The organism is Aureimonas sp. AU4, assembly GCF_001463765.1.
Lineage (GTDB): Bacteria > Pseudomonadota > Alphaproteobacteria > Rhizobiales > Rhizobiaceae > Aureimonas.
This window is the reverse complement of the sequence record NZ_BBWK01000008.1, coordinates 63,113-78,221: the sequence shown is the minus strand read 5'-3', so window position 1 is coordinate 78,221 and position 15,109 is coordinate 63,113. Positions and strand designations below refer to the sequence as shown.

Genomic DNA, 15,109 nt, shown 5'->3' with positions numbered 1-15,109 from the left:
CGCCAAGCCCGCCCCTGCCGCCGCCGCGGGGCCAACGCCGAACGCGCTGCCCGGCGTTCGGACCGGCGTTCCGGCCGCCAGCGCCGCGACCACGCCCGCCGCCGTGCGCGCCGAGAAGCCCTATGCCGGGTCGAGCGGCGCCTTTCAGGGCTCGAGCGGCGGCAAGGCCGAGAACGAACTCAGCGATCAGGCCAAGGCGCAGGCCATCCTGACGCAATGACGGGAATTCGGCGGAGCGCTGGAACCGCTCCGCCGATCGACAGGGCTCTCGCGAACGACCTGTCCAACCATAGGGGACCGCCGACAGGGAGCCGGCAAACCCCAGGCAACGAGCTGGAGTTAACAAATGAAGTCCCTCTTCACAATCGGCGCCTCGGCGCTGGTCATGGGTCTGGCCTCGATCGGCGGCGCGCAGGCGCAGTCGCTCGGTGCGGCGATCGGCGACAACCTCCTTGGTCTTCAGGCGACGTTCTCGAACGGCAACTGGGTCAACGACTCCATCAACATCGGTGCCATCAACGGTGCGGTGACGCTCGGCCAGGCCGGCCTCGACACGGCGACCTCGGTGGACCTCGGTAGCATCAACGCCAATATCCAGGGCGCCGCCTCTGGAGCGGTCAGTGTCGTTCCGCCGGTGCTCGCCCTTGCCGGGGCCACCGATATCGCCGTCGGGATCGATCTCGGCTCGGTGGCGACGCGTGCGGCGACGGTGGGCGGGATCGCAAGCTCGGCGGCGATCGAGACCGTTGTCGTCGGCGCGGTCAACACGGGCGACATCGCGAGCGCCGTGCAGAACAGCACCCTGCGCGCCAGCAACAGCACGATCGCCAGCACCGGCAGCCTCGCCACGACCGTTTCGGGCAGCGCGTCCTCTGCCGCTTCCACCACGAACACGGCCTCGTCCTCGGCGGCGAACTCGGTCAACTCGGTCAACTTCCAGGGTCCGTCGACCACGATCACGGCTGCGACCGAGGCCCTCTCGTCGGGCCCGCTCCAGGATGTCTACGCCGCGAACCGCGCCTTCAACGGCGGCGCGATCCTCGGCTCGGTCACCGCGGTCGCCAACAACATGGACCTGGCCGGTATCGGCACGACGGTCGTCGGCGCGGTGAACACCGGCACGATCTCGCTGGGCTTCGACGGCTCGGCGCTCAACCTGCCGGAGTAAGGCCTCCCGCTCGGGGGCGGGCAGAACGCCCGCCCCTTCTCTCGCTCATCGTCGCCGCAATCGACCCGCCCCTCGGCGGCGGCGCTCGCACGCCCTCAAGCCGACGCTTCGCCATGACGTCGGGCAGACCTCGAACCCTGGAGCCGACGCCATGAAGAAACTGGCCCTTGCCCTCGCCGCCTCGACCGTCGCCGGTTCGGCCCTTGCCGCCGATATCGTCGATTATCCGCCGCCCGAGCCGCCGGTCGCCTTCGTTCCGGCCTTCTCGTGGACCGGCCTCTATGTCGGTGGCCAGGCCGGCGGGTCGTTCAACAACGGCTCGTCGAACATTCCGTCGAGCTTCGTCTTCGTGCCCGGCATCGCGGCCACGCCCGGCACGCCCGAAGTTCCCGCGACTCCCGGAACCCCCGGGTCGCCCGCCGTGCCCGGCACGCCGGCCGTTCCGGGCACGCCAGGCACGCCCGGCAACCCCGGGACGCCCGGCACTCCGGGCATACCCGCCGTGTTCGGCACCCTGGAATATTCCTGCACGGCGGCTGCGGCGGGCGGGGCCGGGGCGGGCTCCTGCGCGGTCCTCTTCCCCGACGGCACGAGCCGTCTCAACGTTCCCGCCGCCGAGCTCTCGCAGACGCTCGCCGCCTCCGGCCAGGCCATCACCTTCGGGCAGGCCGTCCAGGTCGCCGTGGTCGTGACGCCGGCCGTGCCTGGCACCCCCGGCACGCCCGCAACCCCCGGCACTCCGGGCACGCCCGGAACGCCCGCCACCCCGGGAACCCCGGCGGTTCCTGCCACGGCCGGCACGCCCTTCATTACAGCGACCCCCGGCACGCCCGGCGTCGCCGAACAGAACTACGCCTACACGTTCGGGCCGACGACGCAGAACTACTCCGAGGAGGACGACAGCTTCGCTGGCGGCGGTCATATCGGCTACAACTACGCGCTGGGCGCGCTCGGCGGAAATACGTTCGTCCTGGGTGCCGTGGCCGACCTGTCCTATGTCGACATCACCAAGGGCGGCGGCATCACGGACGGGCTCGACACCGTGGGCATCCGTCAGGAGCTCGACTATCTCGCGACCGTCCGCCTGAAGGCGGGCGCCGGCCTCGACCGCTTCTTCGTCTACGGCACGGGCGGCGTCGCCTTCGGCCGGATCGAGACCTCGTTCGTCGCGACACCCTTCCTGGCCGCAGGCTCCGACGACGACACGCGCGTCGGCTACGCGGTCGGCGCCGGCACGGACTACGCCGTCACCGACAACCTCCTGATCGGCCTGGAGTACCTCTACACGAACCTCGGATCCGACGACCGCGCCTTCGTGACGCCGCTCGCCAACGGCTCGACGCTGACGACCCGCACCGACGAGGACTTCGACTTCCACACCGTGTGGGGCAAGGTCTCCTACCGCTTCAACTGACGCCGTCGCGCCGGCCGTCCCACGGCCGGCGCCGCTCCAAGCGGGCTTCGGCACTCCTGTCCTGCTGCCGATCCCGCCCAGTGGGGGCGGAGCCCCTGCCCGGCTTCGTCCCCGCGCCTAGACGCCGAGCCCGCCGATGGCCTTTGCGCCATCGGCGGGCTCGTGCGTTCGAGGCAAGAGACCCTTCAGGGCTTCGTCGACTGGTCGGGCCCGACCGCGACCTCGGGCGGCGCCGCCGCGAGCGAGGCCGCTTCGCGGCCGATCCGCTGCTCGCGCAGGAAGATGAAGACGCCCGAGCCCGTAATCAGCGCGGCGCCCAGGAGCAACGCCGGCGTCGGCTCCTCGCCGAAGAACACCGCGCCGAAAACGACCGCCCAGACGATCAGCGTGTACTGGTACGGCACGACGGTGCTTGCGGGCGCGAGCAGCAGCGAGCGGTTGATGCAGACATGCGCGGTCATCGACACGAGCCCGAGCAGCAGAAGAAAGACCCAGTCGAAGCCCGACGGCGTCGTCCAGCCTGCGATCGGCGTGAGGATCAGGCCGAACAGGAGGGCTGAGACCGTCTGCCAGGTGATGAGCGTGGTCTCGCCCGACGGCACGAGGATGCGCGTCGCGATGATCAGGAAGGCGTAGGCGAGCGACCCCGCGATGGCGATCAGCGCCGCCGGGCCGGCCTCGGCGATGCCGGGCCCGAGCGCCACGAGGACGCCGCAGAAGCCGACGAGTACCGCGCTCCAGCGCACCCAGCCCACCCGCTCGCCGAGCACCAGCGCGCCCAGCGCCGTGACGTAGATCGGCCCTGCGAGATAGAAGGTCATGACGGTGGCGAGCGACATGGAGCTCAGCGCCCAGTAGAACAGCCCGACCTCGAGCGCCGAACACACGGCGCGCGCCAGCTGCAGGCCGAGGCGCGGCGGACGCAGCATCCGGCGCCAGCCCTCGCGCCGCCAGAAGGGCACGAGAACCGCAAGCGCAGAGATCGAGCGGATGAGCAGGATCTGACCCACCGCGTAGCTTCCGACGAGCCACTTGCCCATCGCGTCGTTGCTGGCGAACAGGAACACGCCGAGCAGCATGAAGCCGACGCCGGCCAGGGCGCTGGACGTCGGTCGGCTGGCGGGGGAAGCAACACTCGTCATGGCGGACTCGGGCAGGCGGAGGCGTTGCCCTCGCGCATACACCCGCGCGCCGGCCGCCTCCAGCGCTTTGGCGGACTTACGATCGATCGGCCGCGAAACGTCGGCTGAGAAAGGGCGAGCCCGCCTCGCCGAAGCGCCACGCGGCCTCGACGCCCTTCGTGATGCCGATGCGCGGGCCCTCGAGAAGACGCACGGGCGCAGAGCCCGGCACGAGGCGAAAAGGAGCCGAATCGAGCGGCAGGCCGTCGAGCGTGGCGTCGATGCCGAGCGCCTGGCAGAGGCGTCCGGGCCCCGCGCACAGAAGGCGGGCGTTCGCGGTGCCGCGCCGCGCGGCCATGCGCTCGAGACCCTCGACGGGTTCGAGCGCGCGCACGAGCACCGCGCTTCCCGGCTCGCCCTCGTGGCACACGATGTTGAAGCACCAGTGGATGCCGTAGGAGCGATAGACGTAGGCGCGTCCGACCGGACCGAACATGGCGCGGTTGCGCGGCGTCTCGCCCCGGAAGGAGTGCGAGGCGGGATCGTCGCGCCGATAGGCCTCGGTCTCGACGATGCGCCCGCCCACTCCGTCCACGGTGAAGCTCGCGCCGATCAGCGCCCGGGCGAGCGCGACGGGATCCCGCGCGAAGAAGCTGGGCGATGCGGGGATGTTCAGGAGCGTCTCCTCGAAGCGGCGCCGCCAAAATGGGGTGCGATGGCTCCACCTGCCGTCTTGACAGTGGGAAGGCTCGATCCTTATACCGCTGAAACGTCCGGCGGGTAGCCCTCGCCTCGGACGCTTCTGCTTTGGCTTGGCAGTGTAGCTCAGTTGGTGAGAGCGCCGGATTCATAACCCGGAGGTCGGCGGTTCAAATCTGCCCACTGCTACCAAGCACCCCCCTTCCATCCTCATCGGATCGCGACGCGCGGCGACGCTTGTGGTTTCGGTTGTCGCAAACAAGACAACCATGAGCTGCAGGAAGGCGCATCCTTCGTGGCCGCCTGGAGTCGGTCCGGCGGGAGGGAGAGCGCCATGCGCATCGAAGAGATTTTGGATCAATTCAGCCGCCAGACGGGCTTGGCCCTCACGCTGGACGCGTCGCGCAGCTGCCGCCTCGTCTTCGACGGGAGGGTGAGCGTCGACATCGAGGCGCCCGAAGCGCGGCCCGATACGGTGTTTCTGCACAGCGCGGTCGGCGTCCTTCCCGCCAGCGGGCGGGAGGCGATCTACGAGCAGCTGCTGTCGGGCAACCTCTTCGGCCGCGACACGGGCGCGGCGGTGCTGGCCGTCGACCGCGACCTCGGCGAGGTCGTGCTGCTGCGCCGCCTGGAAACGCGCCATCTCGAATATGCCGACTTCACGGAGGCGCTGGAGGACTTCATCGCCCGTGTCGGCGCCTGGACCGAGAAGCTGAAGTCCGGGTCTTACGACGGCGCGGGACGACCGCACGAAGCCTTCGCCGATCACTCCATGATGCGCGTCTGAGGGAGGCCATCATGTCCAACCCGATCGGCGGCGCGCACACCGCGCAGAGCATCCAGACCATCGCCCAGCAGACCGTCGGCGGCGCGGAGGGCCGGTTCAACGGCCACACCGTCGCTGCCGCTCCGGCGCAGCCTCGCGCGACGAGCGCGCTCAAGACGACGTGGCTCGAGGTGCAGCACTTCTTCAAGTCGCTCGTCGGCATGCGCGTGAGCACGCCCGCCCCCCAACAGGTCAACAATGCCGGCGACGCCACGCGTGCTGTGATGCATGCCATGACCAAGCGCGAACCGGACACGCTGAGCGTCCTCGGCTCCCTGTCGCAGCTGCTCGAGCACGGCGATTTCACGCTGGATGCCGGCCGGGACGGAATGACCCGCGAGTCCGGCCAGATGTTCCGGCAAGAGTTCCAGAACATGTCCGACATGCAACTCCTGCGCCTGCACACGACGTTCCAGAAGAACCCCGAGTTTGGAGAAGCGCTGACACAGTCCGGCTCCTCGGCCGTCATGGCCCTGACCGATCCCGAGAAGGGGCGCGTCGACGACCCGACGATCGGCGAGCAGAGAGCCGGCGGACGGGTCAACGACCTCGGGTTCCTCGCCATGTCGCTGCGCGACAGCGTTCAGTCGGAACTGGAGGCGCGCGGCTTCAAGGTGGAGACCGTGAACGTCAGCGGCTCCAACCCGAGCCCGGAGATGCAGCGCTTCGCGGAACGCGCGGTCGAGAACGGCGGCGACATGCAGACGGCGATCGGCGAGATTCGCGCCGAACTGGCGCAGGAGCGCCACGACGCGATCGTCCAGACGCTGGAGCAGCTCGGCATGAGCTGACGCGGCGAATTGGCTGGACATCGAGGCACAATGCACGGGCACGATCGTGGCGATCGTGCCCGTCTTCGTTGCGCGGCGGGCCACGCGGGTCTAGGGAGCGGCCGTCCGCAATCCTTTCGCCGGGTCTTCATGAGCATTCGCATCGCTGTCGTCGGCTGCGGCCAGTGGGGTCGCAACCATGTGCGCACGCTGGCCGAGATCGGCACGCTGGCCGCCGTGTCCGACGCCGATGCGGAGCGCGCGGCCGAGTTCGCGGCGCGTTTCGGCGTGCCGGCGCGCACGCTCGACGAACTTCTAGCCGATCCCTCGATCGACGGGCTGGTCCTCGCCATGCCCCCGCGCCTCCATGGCGAGACCGCGCGCCGCGCCCTGAGGGCGGGCAAGCACGTTCTCGTCGAGAAGCCCATCGCGCTCGACCCGGCGGACGCCGAGGCGACGGCGGCCGTGGCGCGCGAGACCGGTCGCCAGCTCATGGTGGGCCATGTCCTGCGCTTCCATCCGGTGTTCGAGCGGCTCGACGCGCTCGTGCGCGAGGGGCGGATCGGAACCCTGCGCCACATCGTCTCGACCCGCCTCGGGCTGGGGCGCTTCCTCGGCATGGACGCGGTGTGGGACCTGGCGCCCCACGATCTCTCGCTCGTGCTCCAGGTCGCGGGGCGCGCCCCGGAGACGATCGAGACCCTGCGGCGCACGGTGCTGAGCGACGAGACCGACGAGGCCGAGATCGCGCTCGGCTTCGGCGGCAGGCTGACCGGCTCGATCCGCGTTTCCCGCGTCTCGGCCTATCGCGACCGCCGCTTCACGGCTGTCGGTACGAAGGGGATGCTGGTCTTCGACGACCTGGAGGCGGAGGGGCGCAAGCTCGCCTTCCACGCGCACGAGGTCTGGCGCGAGGGTGCGGGCTTCGCCTTTCGGCATGCCGATCCCGAATATCTGGAAACCGAGCCCGGCCTGCCGCTCGACCGGGAGCTGCGCGACTTCATCCGCGCCATCGCGACCGGCGAGCCCGTGCGCACGGGTGCGTCGGAGGCCGTCGAAACGGTGCGGATCCTCTCGCTCGCGTCGCCGCGCGCCTGACGTTCAGGCGGCGACGCTGCCCAGCGCCTCGGCAAGGCTCGTGCGGGCGATGACGCCGCCGCCGAGGACGCGGGCGCCCGCCCCCTCCCCGGCATAGACGACGCAGGCCTGTCCCGGCGACACGCCGCTCTCGCTGCCCGACAACTCCACCTCGACCTCGCCGCCCGGCGCGACGCGCAGGATGGCGGCGGCCGGCGGGCGCGTCGAGCGCACCTTCACGAAGACCTCCTGCGCGAAGCCGGGGCCAAGCGGCGCGTCGCCCAACCAGTTCACGTCGCGCAGGGTCAGGCGCCGCGTCGCCAGCGCCTCGCGCGGGCCGACGCGCACGGTGCGCGTCGCCGCCTCGATCGCCACGACATAGAGCGGCTCGCCGGAGGCGACGCCGAGCCCCCGGCGCTGGCCGACCGTGAAGCCGATGATGCCGTCGTGGCGCCCGAGATGCCGGCCGTCGAGATGGCGAATGTCGCCCGGCTCGTTGGCCTCGGGCCGCAGCTTGGCGATGACGTCGGAGTAGCGGCCGTTGGCGACGAAGCAGATGTCCTGGCTGTCGGGCTTGGCGGCGACCTCGAGCCCGTGCGCGCGGGCGATCTCGCGCGTCCGGCTCTTGGGCAGTGCGCCCAAGGGAAAGCGCAGGAAGTCGAGCTGCTCCTGCGTGGTGCCGTAGAGAAAGTAGCTCTGGTCGCGATCGAGGTCGGCCGGGCGGTGCAGCGAGCGGTGCCGGCCGTTCGGGCGCGACAGGATGTAGTGGCCGGTCGCCAGCGCGTCGGCGCCGAGGTCTCGCGCGGTGGACAGGAGGTCGCGGAACTTCACGGTCTGGTTGCAGGCGACGCAGGGCACCGGGGTCTCGCCCGCGAGATAGCTCGCCGCGAAGGGATCGATCACCGACTCGCGGAAGCGCTGCTCGTAGTCGAGGACGTAGTGCGGGATGCCGATGATCTCGGCGGTGCGGCGCGCGTCGGCGATGTCCTGGCCCGCGCAGCAGGCGCCGGCGCGGCGGGGCTGCGCGCCGCCGTCGTAGAGCTGAAGCGTGATGCCGACGACGTCGTAACCCTCGGCTTTCAGGATCGCCGCCGTGACCGACGAATCGACCCCGCCCGACATGGCGACGACGACACGGGTTTCGGCAGGGGCTTTCGGCAGGTCCAGGCTGTTCGTCACGGCATGTCTCGCGGGTCTTCGGCGGGCACGCCGCTCGGGTCCGGCCTGTTTTAGCGAAGCGGACGGCGCCGTGCCAAGTCGTTGGGGAGTCTCTCGAATCCGCCGCCGAAGTGCTGCGCAAATGCGGCGGGGGCGTGGCGAGAAGAGAACTTGCTTCAACCTGTTATCGAATTCTTTCTAGGGGCTTAGCGGAATTTTTAGATGCAGAAGTCTAGGGTTCCCTGGCGATTAGGTCCTTGCGGATGTTTGAGAGTTCAATGACCGATCAGGTGAGACCACGAGTGAAATACGTCATCGGACCCGACGGCAGTCCGCTGACGATCAACGACCTGCCGCCGACCAACACGCGGCGCTGGGTCATTCGCCGCAAGGCCGAGGTGGTGGCCGCGGTTCGTGGCGGGCTGCTCAGCCTGGACGAAGCGTGCTCGCGCTACACGCTCACGGTCGAGGAGTTCCTGTCCTGGCAGATGTCGATCGACAGCCATGGCCTGGCCGGGCTGCGCACGACGCAGATCCAGGAGTACCGTAAGAAGACGGACCTGCACTGAGGGATCCGGGCGACCCGCTCGCCCGTCCTCCCCGCATCTGGCGGATCCAACGAAGGCCGGCGCTCGCGCCGGTTTTTTTGTGCCCGCCCACAGCCGGCGCCGGATACGAAAAGACCCGGCCGCCCTCGCGGGCGCCGGGTCTGAGGGGATCGGCCGGGATGACGATCCGTCAGGCGACCGCGCTGCCGCGCCGCTCGACCTCGGCGCCGCTGTCGCGCTGCTCCAGCTTCTCGGCGTTGGAGAGTTCGGCCTCGGCCTCCTCCAGGCTGATTCGCGCCGCGTTCATCTGGATGCGCAGGTCGCCGACGGAGTTCACGAGGTTGTCGCGCCGGGCGCGCGCCGCCTTGGCGAAGGTCGGATAGGCGAAGTGCGTCGTGTCGGTGATGCCCGAGCGCTTCTCCTCGTTGTTGATCTGCACGTCGAGCTCGGTCGCCATGCGCTCGAACTCCGCCATCATCAGCTGGAGCTGGTCCACCTGCCGGCGCTTCTCCGCGACCTTGAAGCGCGCCAGGCGCAGGAGGTTCTCACGCTTCGACATGAATGGGATAATCCCTTGTTTCATAGGGTTTCGCGCACATGAGACCCCGGCTTCAGCAGCGCGCCTGCGGTTTCAGGCAAGGCTCGGCAGCTAGTGCTCTGCGACCTGTACAAGCGCACCGTCCAGCATCGGCGGAAAGGATTGAGGGCCGGTTAAGCCGGCCGAACGGGGCTTCCCGAGCCCCGTTTCCGCACGTTTCGACCACGGCTAACGCATTCTCGCCGAAGGTCGGAATTTTTGATTGATCAAGTCCCTGGGAGAGAAGGGGTTGTTAACCATTCACCGCCATCCTGCCGCTCAGGCTAGAAACGAACTCCCACCTCGTCGGCCCTCGGGCCGGTTGGGCTGACGCGAAGGATCATACGGATGCGCGTTCTTTTGATCGAGGATGACAGCGCCGTCGCGCAGAGCATCGAGTTGATGCTGAAGTCCGAGAGCTTCAACGTCTACACGACCGACCTCGGCGAGGAGGGCGTCGATCTCGGCAAGCTCTACGACTACGACATCATCCTCCTGGACCTGAACCTGCCCGACATGTCGGGCTACGAGGTGCTGCGCACGCTGCGCATCTCGAAGGTGAAGACCCCGATTCTGATCCTTTCCGGCATGGCCGGCATCGAGGACAAGGTTCGCGGCCTCGGCTTCGGAGCCGACGACTACATGACCAAGCCCTTCCACAAGGACGAGCTGGTCGCCCGCATCCACGCCATCGTGCGGCGCTCGAAGGGTCATGCCCAGTCGGTGATCGTCACCGGCGACCTGACGGTGAACCTCGATGCCAAGACCGTCGAGGTCAACGGGCAGCGCGTCCACCTGACGGGCAAGGAATACGCGATGCTGGAGCTGCTCAGCCTGCGCAAGGGCACGACGCTCACCAAGGAAATGTTCCTGAACCATCTCTACGGTGGCATGGACGAGCCCGAGCTGAAGATCATCGACGTCTTCATCTGCAAGCTGCGCAAGAAGCTGGCGACCGCCACCGAGGGCAAGAACTACATCGAGACCGTCTGGGGGCGCGGCTACGTGCTGCGCGAGCCCGAAGCCGACACGCGCGCCGCCTGACAGGCCGGAACAGAAGACGGGAAACGGGGCGCGCAAGCGCCCTTTTTCATGCCGGGCGACGGCTCAGGCAGCGACCGTAAGATGGCGGTCCACCCAGGCGAGAAGCGAGGCGCGGTCGAAGGGGCGGAACACGAAGCCGCTCGCCCCCGCCCGCTTGGCGCGGGTCATGAGGCCGAGATTGGTCTCCACGACCGAGACGAGGATCGGCACCTTGGCGGTGGCGGGCGCGGCGCGCAGCGCCCGCACGCTGGCCTCGACCGTCGTGTCGGGCAGCGTGCCCGACAGGATCACGAGCTCGAGCTCCGCTTCCCGGCCCTTGAGAGCGGCGAGCCCGCCTTGCGTGGTCGACGCGCCGACCGCGTCCATATCGATGCCCGACAGGATGCGCGTGGCGACCTTCACCACGATTTCCGATTCGTCGATGATCAGGCACAGGGGCATGGAGGTCGTCTCCCGAGCGATGCCGGCCGGTTGCCGGATCTCGAAGACGACCTTAGCAGCGGGTTCCTGACGCCCCGTTTCCGAACGAGGCTAACGAAAACCTGTGCAGTTCGCTCGAATTTCTCGCGTCAGGCCTTGGCGGCCGTGAAGGTCGCACTCGCCTCGTCCTGCTCCAGCGAGACCGTGAGGCCCGCCAGATTGGCCAGGAGGAGCGTGTAGTAGAGCTGCACGCTCTGGGCATCCACCGGCCCCTCCATCGCCTCGCCCGCGACGAGCTGACGAAAGACGACGGGCACGCGCAGCGGCTTGCCGCGCGCCACCACGACGATGCGGGGGTCGGGCTCGACCGATTCGACGCGAACCTCGACGCTCGGCCCCCTCGGAACCGACGCGTTCGCCACCAGGACGAGGTTCATGATGAGCTTGGCGACGTTCTTGGGAACGAAGGCGCGCTCGCCCTCCCAGGTGAGGTTCGCCCGCTCGAAGGCCATCCACCCTTCCGAAAGCGAGCGGGCGTCGCCGAGGTCGATCGGCGAGGTGGCCGAGCCGGATGCGCCGAAGGCGATGCGCAGGAACTGGAGCTTGGCGACGGCGCGCGCGGTCGATTCGCGCGTCAGGTTCATCGCCTCGGCGTCGTTCGGATCCTCGTCCAGCATCTCGAGGCCCGTGCGGATCGCGCCGACCGGCGACACCGCATCGTGACACAACCGGCTGGCGAGCAGCGAGGCGAGATCCGGGGCGGAGAGTTCGGGTAGCTGGTGCATGGTCGGTCCGTTGGTGAGAGCCGGATGGAGGCGCCCTAACACGACGGGACGAGGAGCAGCGAGTGCAGGCCTGCATCGCCCCGGCGTGGAAACGGACGAACTCGACGTTAGCATTTCGGAAACCAAGCTTGCGGCAAGCTGGGGACACATCGCCCGCCGACGCGTGGGCCGCGATCCGATCCGATCTTCCGGGACACACCGCCGATGATCCCCATGCGCCCCCTTCTCCGCCGTCTCGCCGTGGCCGGCCTCGCGCTGGCCGCCGCCGCCCCGGCAGCGCTCACGCCCGCTTCCGCGCAGGCCCAGCAGGCCTCTGGCTACACGATGGCCGAGATCGTCACCGAGGGGCACCGCTTCTTCGGGGCGACGGCCGGCGGCCTCGCCACGGTGGTCGAGAAGGCCTTCCAGGAGCGTGGCCTGCCGAACGGCTACATCCTCGGCGAGGAGGGCTCGGGCGCCTTCATCGGCGGCCTGCGCTACGGCGAGGGCACGCTGTTCACCAAGAACGCGGGCGAGCACCGCGTCTTCTGGCAGGGTCCCTCGATCGGCTTCGACGCGGGCGGCGACGGCGCGCGCACGATGATGCTCGTCTACAACCTGCCCTCCACGGACGCGATCTACGGTCGCTTCGTCGGCTTTTCGGGCAGCGCCTACCTCGTGGGCGGTCTCGGCATGACGCTGCTTCAGAAGGACGCGATCTCGCTCGCCCCGATCCGCACCGGGCTCGGGGCGCGGCTCGGCGTCAATCTCGGCTACCTGAAGTTCAGCCCGCAGGCGACCTGGAACCCCTTCTGATCGGCGCCAAGCCGACGGCTAGGCTAGCGCCTCGCTTGGCATGGCGGGGCGTCTTCCGGTAAGAGCGAGCCCACGCAACCTTGCCGGGTCGCCCTTGCGCGCTCTCCTTCTCATACGCATCGCGACGACCGGGGACGCTTGCCGCGAGCGCCTCCCCCTCGCCGCGCGCAGAGCGCCCGGCCTTATTCCTGATCGGACCCACGCATGATCGGGACGCTGCTCGTCTTCGCGCTCGGCTTCATGGCCGCCGCGCTGATCGCCCTCCTCTTCGTCCCCTTCCTTTGGCAGAAGGCGCAGCGCCTGGCACGCCGCCGCTTCGACGCCGAGATTCCCGCCAGCGTGCGCGAGATGCGCGGCGAGGTCGACGCGGTGCGCGCCCGCGCGGCGTTCGACCTGCGCCGCGAAGAGATGCGCGCGGCCGACGCCCTTGCGCGAGCGACCGCCGAGCGATCGGAATCGGGCCGCATCGTCCTGGAAAACGGCACGCTGCTCGCTCGCAAGGGTGAGCTGGAAGTTGAACTCGCCAACCTCGGCGCCCGCCTCGAGGCGCTCGAGCAGGCGCTTGCGGGGACTCAGGCGGAGCGAGACGACATCGCGCGCGACCGGCAGGCCCTGCGCGAGGCCTTCGAGCGGCGCGGCGCCGAACTGGAAGGCATGCACGGTCGCCATGCGGCGTCCCAGGAGCGCGCGGCGCTGTTGCAGGAGCGTCTCGCGCAGATGGAACGCCGGCTCCGCGAATTCGAGCCCGCACGGGACGGCGAAAGCACGGCAACGGAGCGGGTCGAGACACCGTCCGAGCCCGCGCCGACGCTCGCCGAGCGAGCGGGAGCCGATCCGATCCCGCCAACTGCCGCGACGTCCTTCGCGCCCCTGACGGGTGGCGAGCGGCTTCGCGCGGCCATCGCGGCCGGCGTCGGTGCAAGAGCGCCCGCGAGCCGCGCGGAAAATGCCGAGATCCGGGAGCGGGTCAGCGATCTCGCCGCCCGCATCATTCGCCGTCAGATGGACACCGAGGGCCCCGCCTCGCCGATCGCCGCGATTCTCGCACGCGACGAGAGCGTGGCGGGCGACGCCGAGCCGTCGTCCTCGCTGGCCGCGCGCGTTCGCGAGCTCGGCCCCGCGGACGGCACCGCGCCGGAGGCTGCGACCGAGCCGCCCGCGAAGGACGCCTCCCCTAGCGGTTCCCCAGCTCGTAAAGACGGTGGAGGACGATCGCGGCGCAGGTCGCGACGTTGAGGCTGTCGAGACCGCTCGCCATCGCGACACGCAGCGAGCGGTGACGGCGCAGGAAGTCCTCGCCCAACCCTTCCCCCTCGGTACCCAGGAACAGGGCGCGCGGCGGCCCCGGTTCCAGGTCGCCGAGCTCGCTTGCGCCGGCCGGCGACAGGGCCAGCGCCTCGAAGCCGAGCCGCTCCAGCTCGCGCCAGATCTCCGCGGCCGACCCCATGCGCGCGAAGGGCAGCGTCAGCACGGTGCCGACCGAGACGCGGATCGCCTTGCGATAGAGCGGGTCGCAGCATCTCTCGTCGAGCAGCACGGCCGCCGCACCGAAGGCCGAGGCGTTGCGAAAGAGAGCGCCCATATTGTCGTGATTGGACAGGCCGCAGGCGACGACGACCGTCTCCCGCCTTCGCGCCGCCTCTTCGAGGCGCGGCGTCACATCACGGGCCTCCTCGACGCGCTCGGCATGGGCGAGGACCCCGCGATGCACGGGAAAGCCGGCGATGCGGTCGAAGACCGCCGGCTCCGCGACATAGACCGGCACGTCGTCCGGCAGGCGGGCGAGCCGGTCGGCGAGGCCTTGGAGGCGAGCGGGCAGAACGAGGAGCGAGCGCGGACGAAATCGCATCGAGCGCAGAAGCTGGTCGATGACGACCGTCCCTTCCGCGATCAACCCGCCCCGGCCTGTGAGATCGCGCTCGCGCACCATGCGGTAGGGTTCGATGCGCGGGTCGTCCGGGTCGTGGATCGTGATGCTCTCCCGCCGATAATGGATTGGGGGCGGGATCACGAAACAATCCTGTTGAAATGGTTCGCTCGCCCCCGGATGGGGTCCGCGCAGGCGCGCCCTTCTGCAACCGCGTCGGTTGTAATTAACATTCGTATGTCATCCTTCGCTTGATTGATGACGGGAGACATCGGCATGGCGTGGGCGCGAGACGAGCGCTTCAAGGCGAAGCCTGCGCGCATGGCCTGGCGCATGCGGCAACGGCTGCGTCCCTGGGCAGCGGACCGATCCGGCGCGACGGCGGTGGAGTTCGGCCTGCTGGCGCTTCCGTTCTTTCTGATCGTTCTGGCGATTCTCGAGACGTCGTTGGTCTTCCTCGGCGAGATCACCTTGCAACGGGGGGTGGCGACGGTCTCGCGTGACATACGCGTCGGCACGATCCGCGCCGGCCAGGCCGAACTGTTCGACAAGCACCTCTGCGACACGGTCGGCTTTCTCATGACGTGCAGCAAGCTGCGATACGACGTCCGGTCGTATTCGACCTTCGCCGCGATTCCCCCGTCCACGGCTGGCGACAACGGCAGTTTCGACAGCAGCGGCTTCCGGTTCGCTCCCGGCGGTTCGGGCGCGATCAATGTCGTGCGTGTGTACTACGAGTGGCCGCTCGTCACCGACTTCTTCCGCAAGTCGCTCGCCGGTCTGGACAACGGCCATTACCTCATGGCCGCGACGACGGCCTTTCGCGGCGAGCGGTTCTGA

Annotated in this window: 18 protein-coding genes and 1 tRNA gene; 12 read left to right on the top strand and 7 right to left on the bottom strand. The window is 69.3% G+C overall.

Annotated features, from left to right (window positions below):
• The 3 genes from AUL35_RS22485 to AUL35_RS22840 form a co-directional block, all read left to right on the top strand.
• On the top strand, positions 1 to 220 hold a 220-nt coding region (locus AUL35_RS22485; RefSeq protein ID WP_202814253.1), incomplete at its 5' end, for a hypothetical protein.
• 126 nt (positions 221 to 346) lie between these two features.
• On the top strand, positions 347 to 1,168 hold the full coding sequence (locus AUL35_RS04135) for a hypothetical protein (RefSeq protein WP_062012292.1): 822 nt from the start codon (positions 347 to 349) through the stop codon (positions 1,166 to 1,168).
• A 151-nt stretch (positions 1,169 to 1,319) separates the two neighbouring features.
• Positions 1,320 to 2,582 carry an outer membrane protein gene (locus tag AUL35_RS22840; protein WP_062012289.1) on the top strand — a complete coding sequence of 421 codons (1,263 nt, stop codon included), beginning with the start codon at positions 1,320 to 1,322 and terminating at the stop codon, positions 2,580 to 2,582.
• A gap of 185 nt (positions 2,583 to 2,767) precedes the next feature.
• Here the strand turns inward: AUL35_RS22840 and AUL35_RS04125 are convergent, their stop codons facing one another.
• Positions 2,768 to 3,724 carry a DMT family transporter gene (locus AUL35_RS04125; RefSeq protein WP_062012287.1) on the bottom strand — a complete coding sequence of 319 codons (957 nt, stop codon included), beginning with the start codon at positions 3,722 to 3,724 and terminating at the stop codon, positions 2,768 to 2,770.
• Between the two features lie 76 nt (positions 3,725 to 3,800).
• Complete coding sequence (locus tag AUL35_RS04120; RefSeq protein ID WP_062012285.1) at positions 3,801 to 4,373, bottom strand: DNA-3-methyladenine glycosylase; 573 nt, start codon at positions 4,371 to 4,373, stop codon at positions 3,801 to 3,803.
• Positions 4,374 to 4,517: 144 nt separating this feature from the next.
• On the opposite strand from AUL35_RS04120, the gene AUL35_RS04115 reads away from it, so the two are divergent.
• The 4 genes from AUL35_RS04115 (at position 4,518) to AUL35_RS04100 (ending at position 7,096) form a co-directional block, all read left to right on the top strand.
• A tRNA-Met gene (locus AUL35_RS04115) sits at positions 4,518 to 4,594 on the top strand.
• Positions 4,595 to 4,736: 142 nt separating this feature from the next.
• Entirely contained in the window at positions 4,737 to 5,189 is a 453-nt protein-coding gene (locus AUL35_RS04110; protein WP_062012283.1) for a type III secretion system chaperone, read from the top strand.
• An 11-nt stretch (positions 5,190 to 5,200) separates the two neighbouring features.
• A complete protein-coding gene (locus AUL35_RS04105) occupies positions 5,201 to 6,019 on the top strand; it encodes a hypothetical protein (protein WP_062012281.1) in 819 nt (272 codons plus the stop codon).
• A 129-nt stretch (positions 6,020 to 6,148) separates the two neighbouring features.
• The gene (locus AUL35_RS04100; protein WP_062012279.1) at positions 6,149 to 7,096 is read left to right on the top strand and encodes a Gfo/Idh/MocA family protein; all 948 of its coding nucleotides are present in this window, start codon (positions 6,149 to 6,151) and stop codon (positions 7,094 to 7,096) included.
• A gap of 3 nt (positions 7,097 to 7,099) precedes the next feature.
• Here the strand turns inward: AUL35_RS04100 and mnmA are convergent, their stop codons facing one another.
• Positions 7,100 to 8,254, bottom strand: a complete 1,155-nt coding sequence (gene mnmA / locus AUL35_RS04095) for a tRNA 2-thiouridine(34) synthase MnmA (protein WP_062012277.1) — start codon at positions 8,252 to 8,254, stop codon at positions 7,100 to 7,102.
• A gap of 257 nt (positions 8,255 to 8,511) precedes the next feature.
• Here mnmA and AUL35_RS04090 point away from each other — a divergent pair, with 257 nt between their 5' ends.
• The gene (locus AUL35_RS04090; RefSeq protein WP_062012275.1) at positions 8,512 to 8,802 is read left to right on the top strand and encodes a DUF1153 domain-containing protein; all 291 of its coding nucleotides are present in this window, start codon (positions 8,512 to 8,514) and stop codon (positions 8,800 to 8,802) included.
• A 169-nt stretch (positions 8,803 to 8,971) separates the two neighbouring features.
• On the opposite strand, the gene AUL35_RS04085 is transcribed toward AUL35_RS04090, so the two are convergent.
• Positions 8,972 to 9,340: a flagellar export protein FliJ gene (locus AUL35_RS04085; RefSeq protein ID WP_062012273.1), complete on the bottom strand. Its 369-nt coding sequence runs from the start codon at positions 9,338 to 9,340 to the stop codon at positions 8,972 to 8,974.
• Between the two features lie 366 nt (positions 9,341 to 9,706).
• Here AUL35_RS04085 and ctrA point away from each other — a divergent pair, with 366 nt between their 5' ends.
• Entirely contained in the window at positions 9,707 to 10,402 is a 696-nt protein-coding gene (gene ctrA / locus AUL35_RS04080; RefSeq protein ID WP_062012271.1) for a response regulator transcription factor CtrA, read from the top strand.
• Between the two features lie 63 nt (positions 10,403 to 10,465).
• Here ctrA and AUL35_RS04075 read toward each other — a convergent pair whose 3' ends face one another.
• Together AUL35_RS04075 and chpT are read right to left on the bottom strand one after the other, a co-directional pair.
• Complete coding sequence (locus tag AUL35_RS04075; RefSeq protein WP_062012269.1) at positions 10,466 to 10,843, bottom strand: PleD family two-component system response regulator; 378 nt, start codon at positions 10,841 to 10,843, stop codon at positions 10,466 to 10,468.
• 128 nt (positions 10,844 to 10,971) lie between these two features.
• The gene (gene chpT / locus AUL35_RS04070) at positions 10,972 to 11,607 is read right to left on the bottom strand and encodes a histidine phosphotransferase ChpT (RefSeq protein ID WP_062012267.1); all 636 of its coding nucleotides are present in this window, start codon (positions 11,605 to 11,607) and stop codon (positions 10,972 to 10,974) included.
• A 213-nt stretch (positions 11,608 to 11,820) separates the two neighbouring features.
• Here chpT and AUL35_RS04065 point away from each other — a divergent pair, with 213 nt between their 5' ends.
• Positions 11,821 to 12,402: a DUF1134 domain-containing protein gene (locus tag AUL35_RS04065; RefSeq protein WP_062012306.1), complete on the top strand. Its 582-nt coding sequence runs from the start codon at positions 11,821 to 11,823 to the stop codon at positions 12,400 to 12,402.
• 204 nt (positions 12,403 to 12,606) lie between these two features.
• Entirely contained in the window at positions 12,607 to 13,638 is a 1,032-nt protein-coding gene (locus AUL35_RS04060; RefSeq protein WP_062012265.1) for a hypothetical protein, read from the top strand.
• Here AUL35_RS04060 and AUL35_RS04055 read toward each other — a convergent pair.
• Positions 13,577 to 14,332, bottom strand: a complete 756-nt coding sequence (locus AUL35_RS04055; protein ID WP_062012305.1) for an RNA methyltransferase — start codon at positions 14,330 to 14,332, stop codon at positions 13,577 to 13,579. The two genes, AUL35_RS04060 and AUL35_RS04055, sit on opposite strands and share 62 nt — an antisense overlap.
• A 258-nt stretch (positions 14,333 to 14,590) precedes the next feature.
• Here AUL35_RS04055 and AUL35_RS04050 point away from each other — a divergent pair, with 258 nt between their 5' ends.
• On the top strand, positions 14,591 to 15,109 hold the full coding sequence (locus AUL35_RS04050) for a TadE/TadG family type IV pilus assembly protein (RefSeq protein WP_192847038.1): 519 nt from the start codon (positions 14,591 to 14,593) through the stop codon (positions 15,107 to 15,109).

Coding starts and splice junctions, on each gene's coding strand:
- AUL35_RS04135 (WP_062012292.1), top strand. CDS start 347: ATGAAGTCCCTCTTCACAATCGGCGCCTCGGCGCTGGTCATGGGTCTG.
- AUL35_RS22840 (WP_062012289.1), top strand. CDS start 1,320: ATGAAGAAACTGGCCCTTGCCCTCGCCGCCTCGACCGTCGCCGGTTCG.
- AUL35_RS04125 (WP_062012287.1), bottom strand. CDS start 3,724: ATGACGAGTGTTGCTTCCCCCGCCAGCCGACCGACGTCCAGCGCCCTG.
- AUL35_RS04110 (WP_062012283.1), top strand. CDS start 4,737: ATGCGCATCGAAGAGATTTTGGATCAATTCAGCCGCCAGACGGGCTTG.
- AUL35_RS04105 (WP_062012281.1), top strand. CDS start 5,201: ATGTCCAACCCGATCGGCGGCGCGCACACCGCGCAGAGCATCCAGACC.
- AUL35_RS04100 (WP_062012279.1), top strand. CDS start 6,149: ATGAGCATTCGCATCGCTGTCGTCGGCTGCGGCCAGTGGGGTCGCAAC.
- AUL35_RS04090 (WP_062012275.1), top strand. CDS start 8,512: ATGACCGATCAGGTGAGACCACGAGTGAAATACGTCATCGGACCCGAC.
- AUL35_RS04085 (WP_062012273.1), bottom strand. CDS start 9,340: ATGTCGAAGCGTGAGAACCTCCTGCGCCTGGCGCGCTTCAAGGTCGCG.
- ctrA (WP_062012271.1), top strand. CDS start 9,707: ATGCGCGTTCTTTTGATCGAGGATGACAGCGCCGTCGCGCAGAGCATC.
- AUL35_RS04075 (WP_062012269.1), bottom strand. CDS start 10,843: ATGCCCCTGTGCCTGATCATCGACGAATCGGAAATCGTGGTGAAGGTC.
- chpT (WP_062012267.1), bottom strand. CDS start 11,607: ATGCACCAGCTACCCGAACTCTCCGCCCCGGATCTCGCCTCGCTGCTC.
- AUL35_RS04065 (WP_062012306.1), top strand. CDS start 11,821: ATGCGCCCCCTTCTCCGCCGTCTCGCCGTGGCCGGCCTCGCGCTGGCC.
- AUL35_RS04060 (WP_062012265.1), top strand. CDS start 12,607: ATGATCGGGACGCTGCTCGTCTTCGCGCTCGGCTTCATGGCCGCCGCG.
- AUL35_RS04055 (WP_062012305.1), bottom strand. CDS start 14,332: ATGGTGCGCGAGCGCGATCTCACAGGCCGGGGCGGGTTGATCGCGGAA.
- AUL35_RS04050 (WP_192847038.1), top strand. CDS start 14,591: ATGGCCTGGCGCATGCGGCAACGGCTGCGTCCCTGGGCAGCGGACCGA.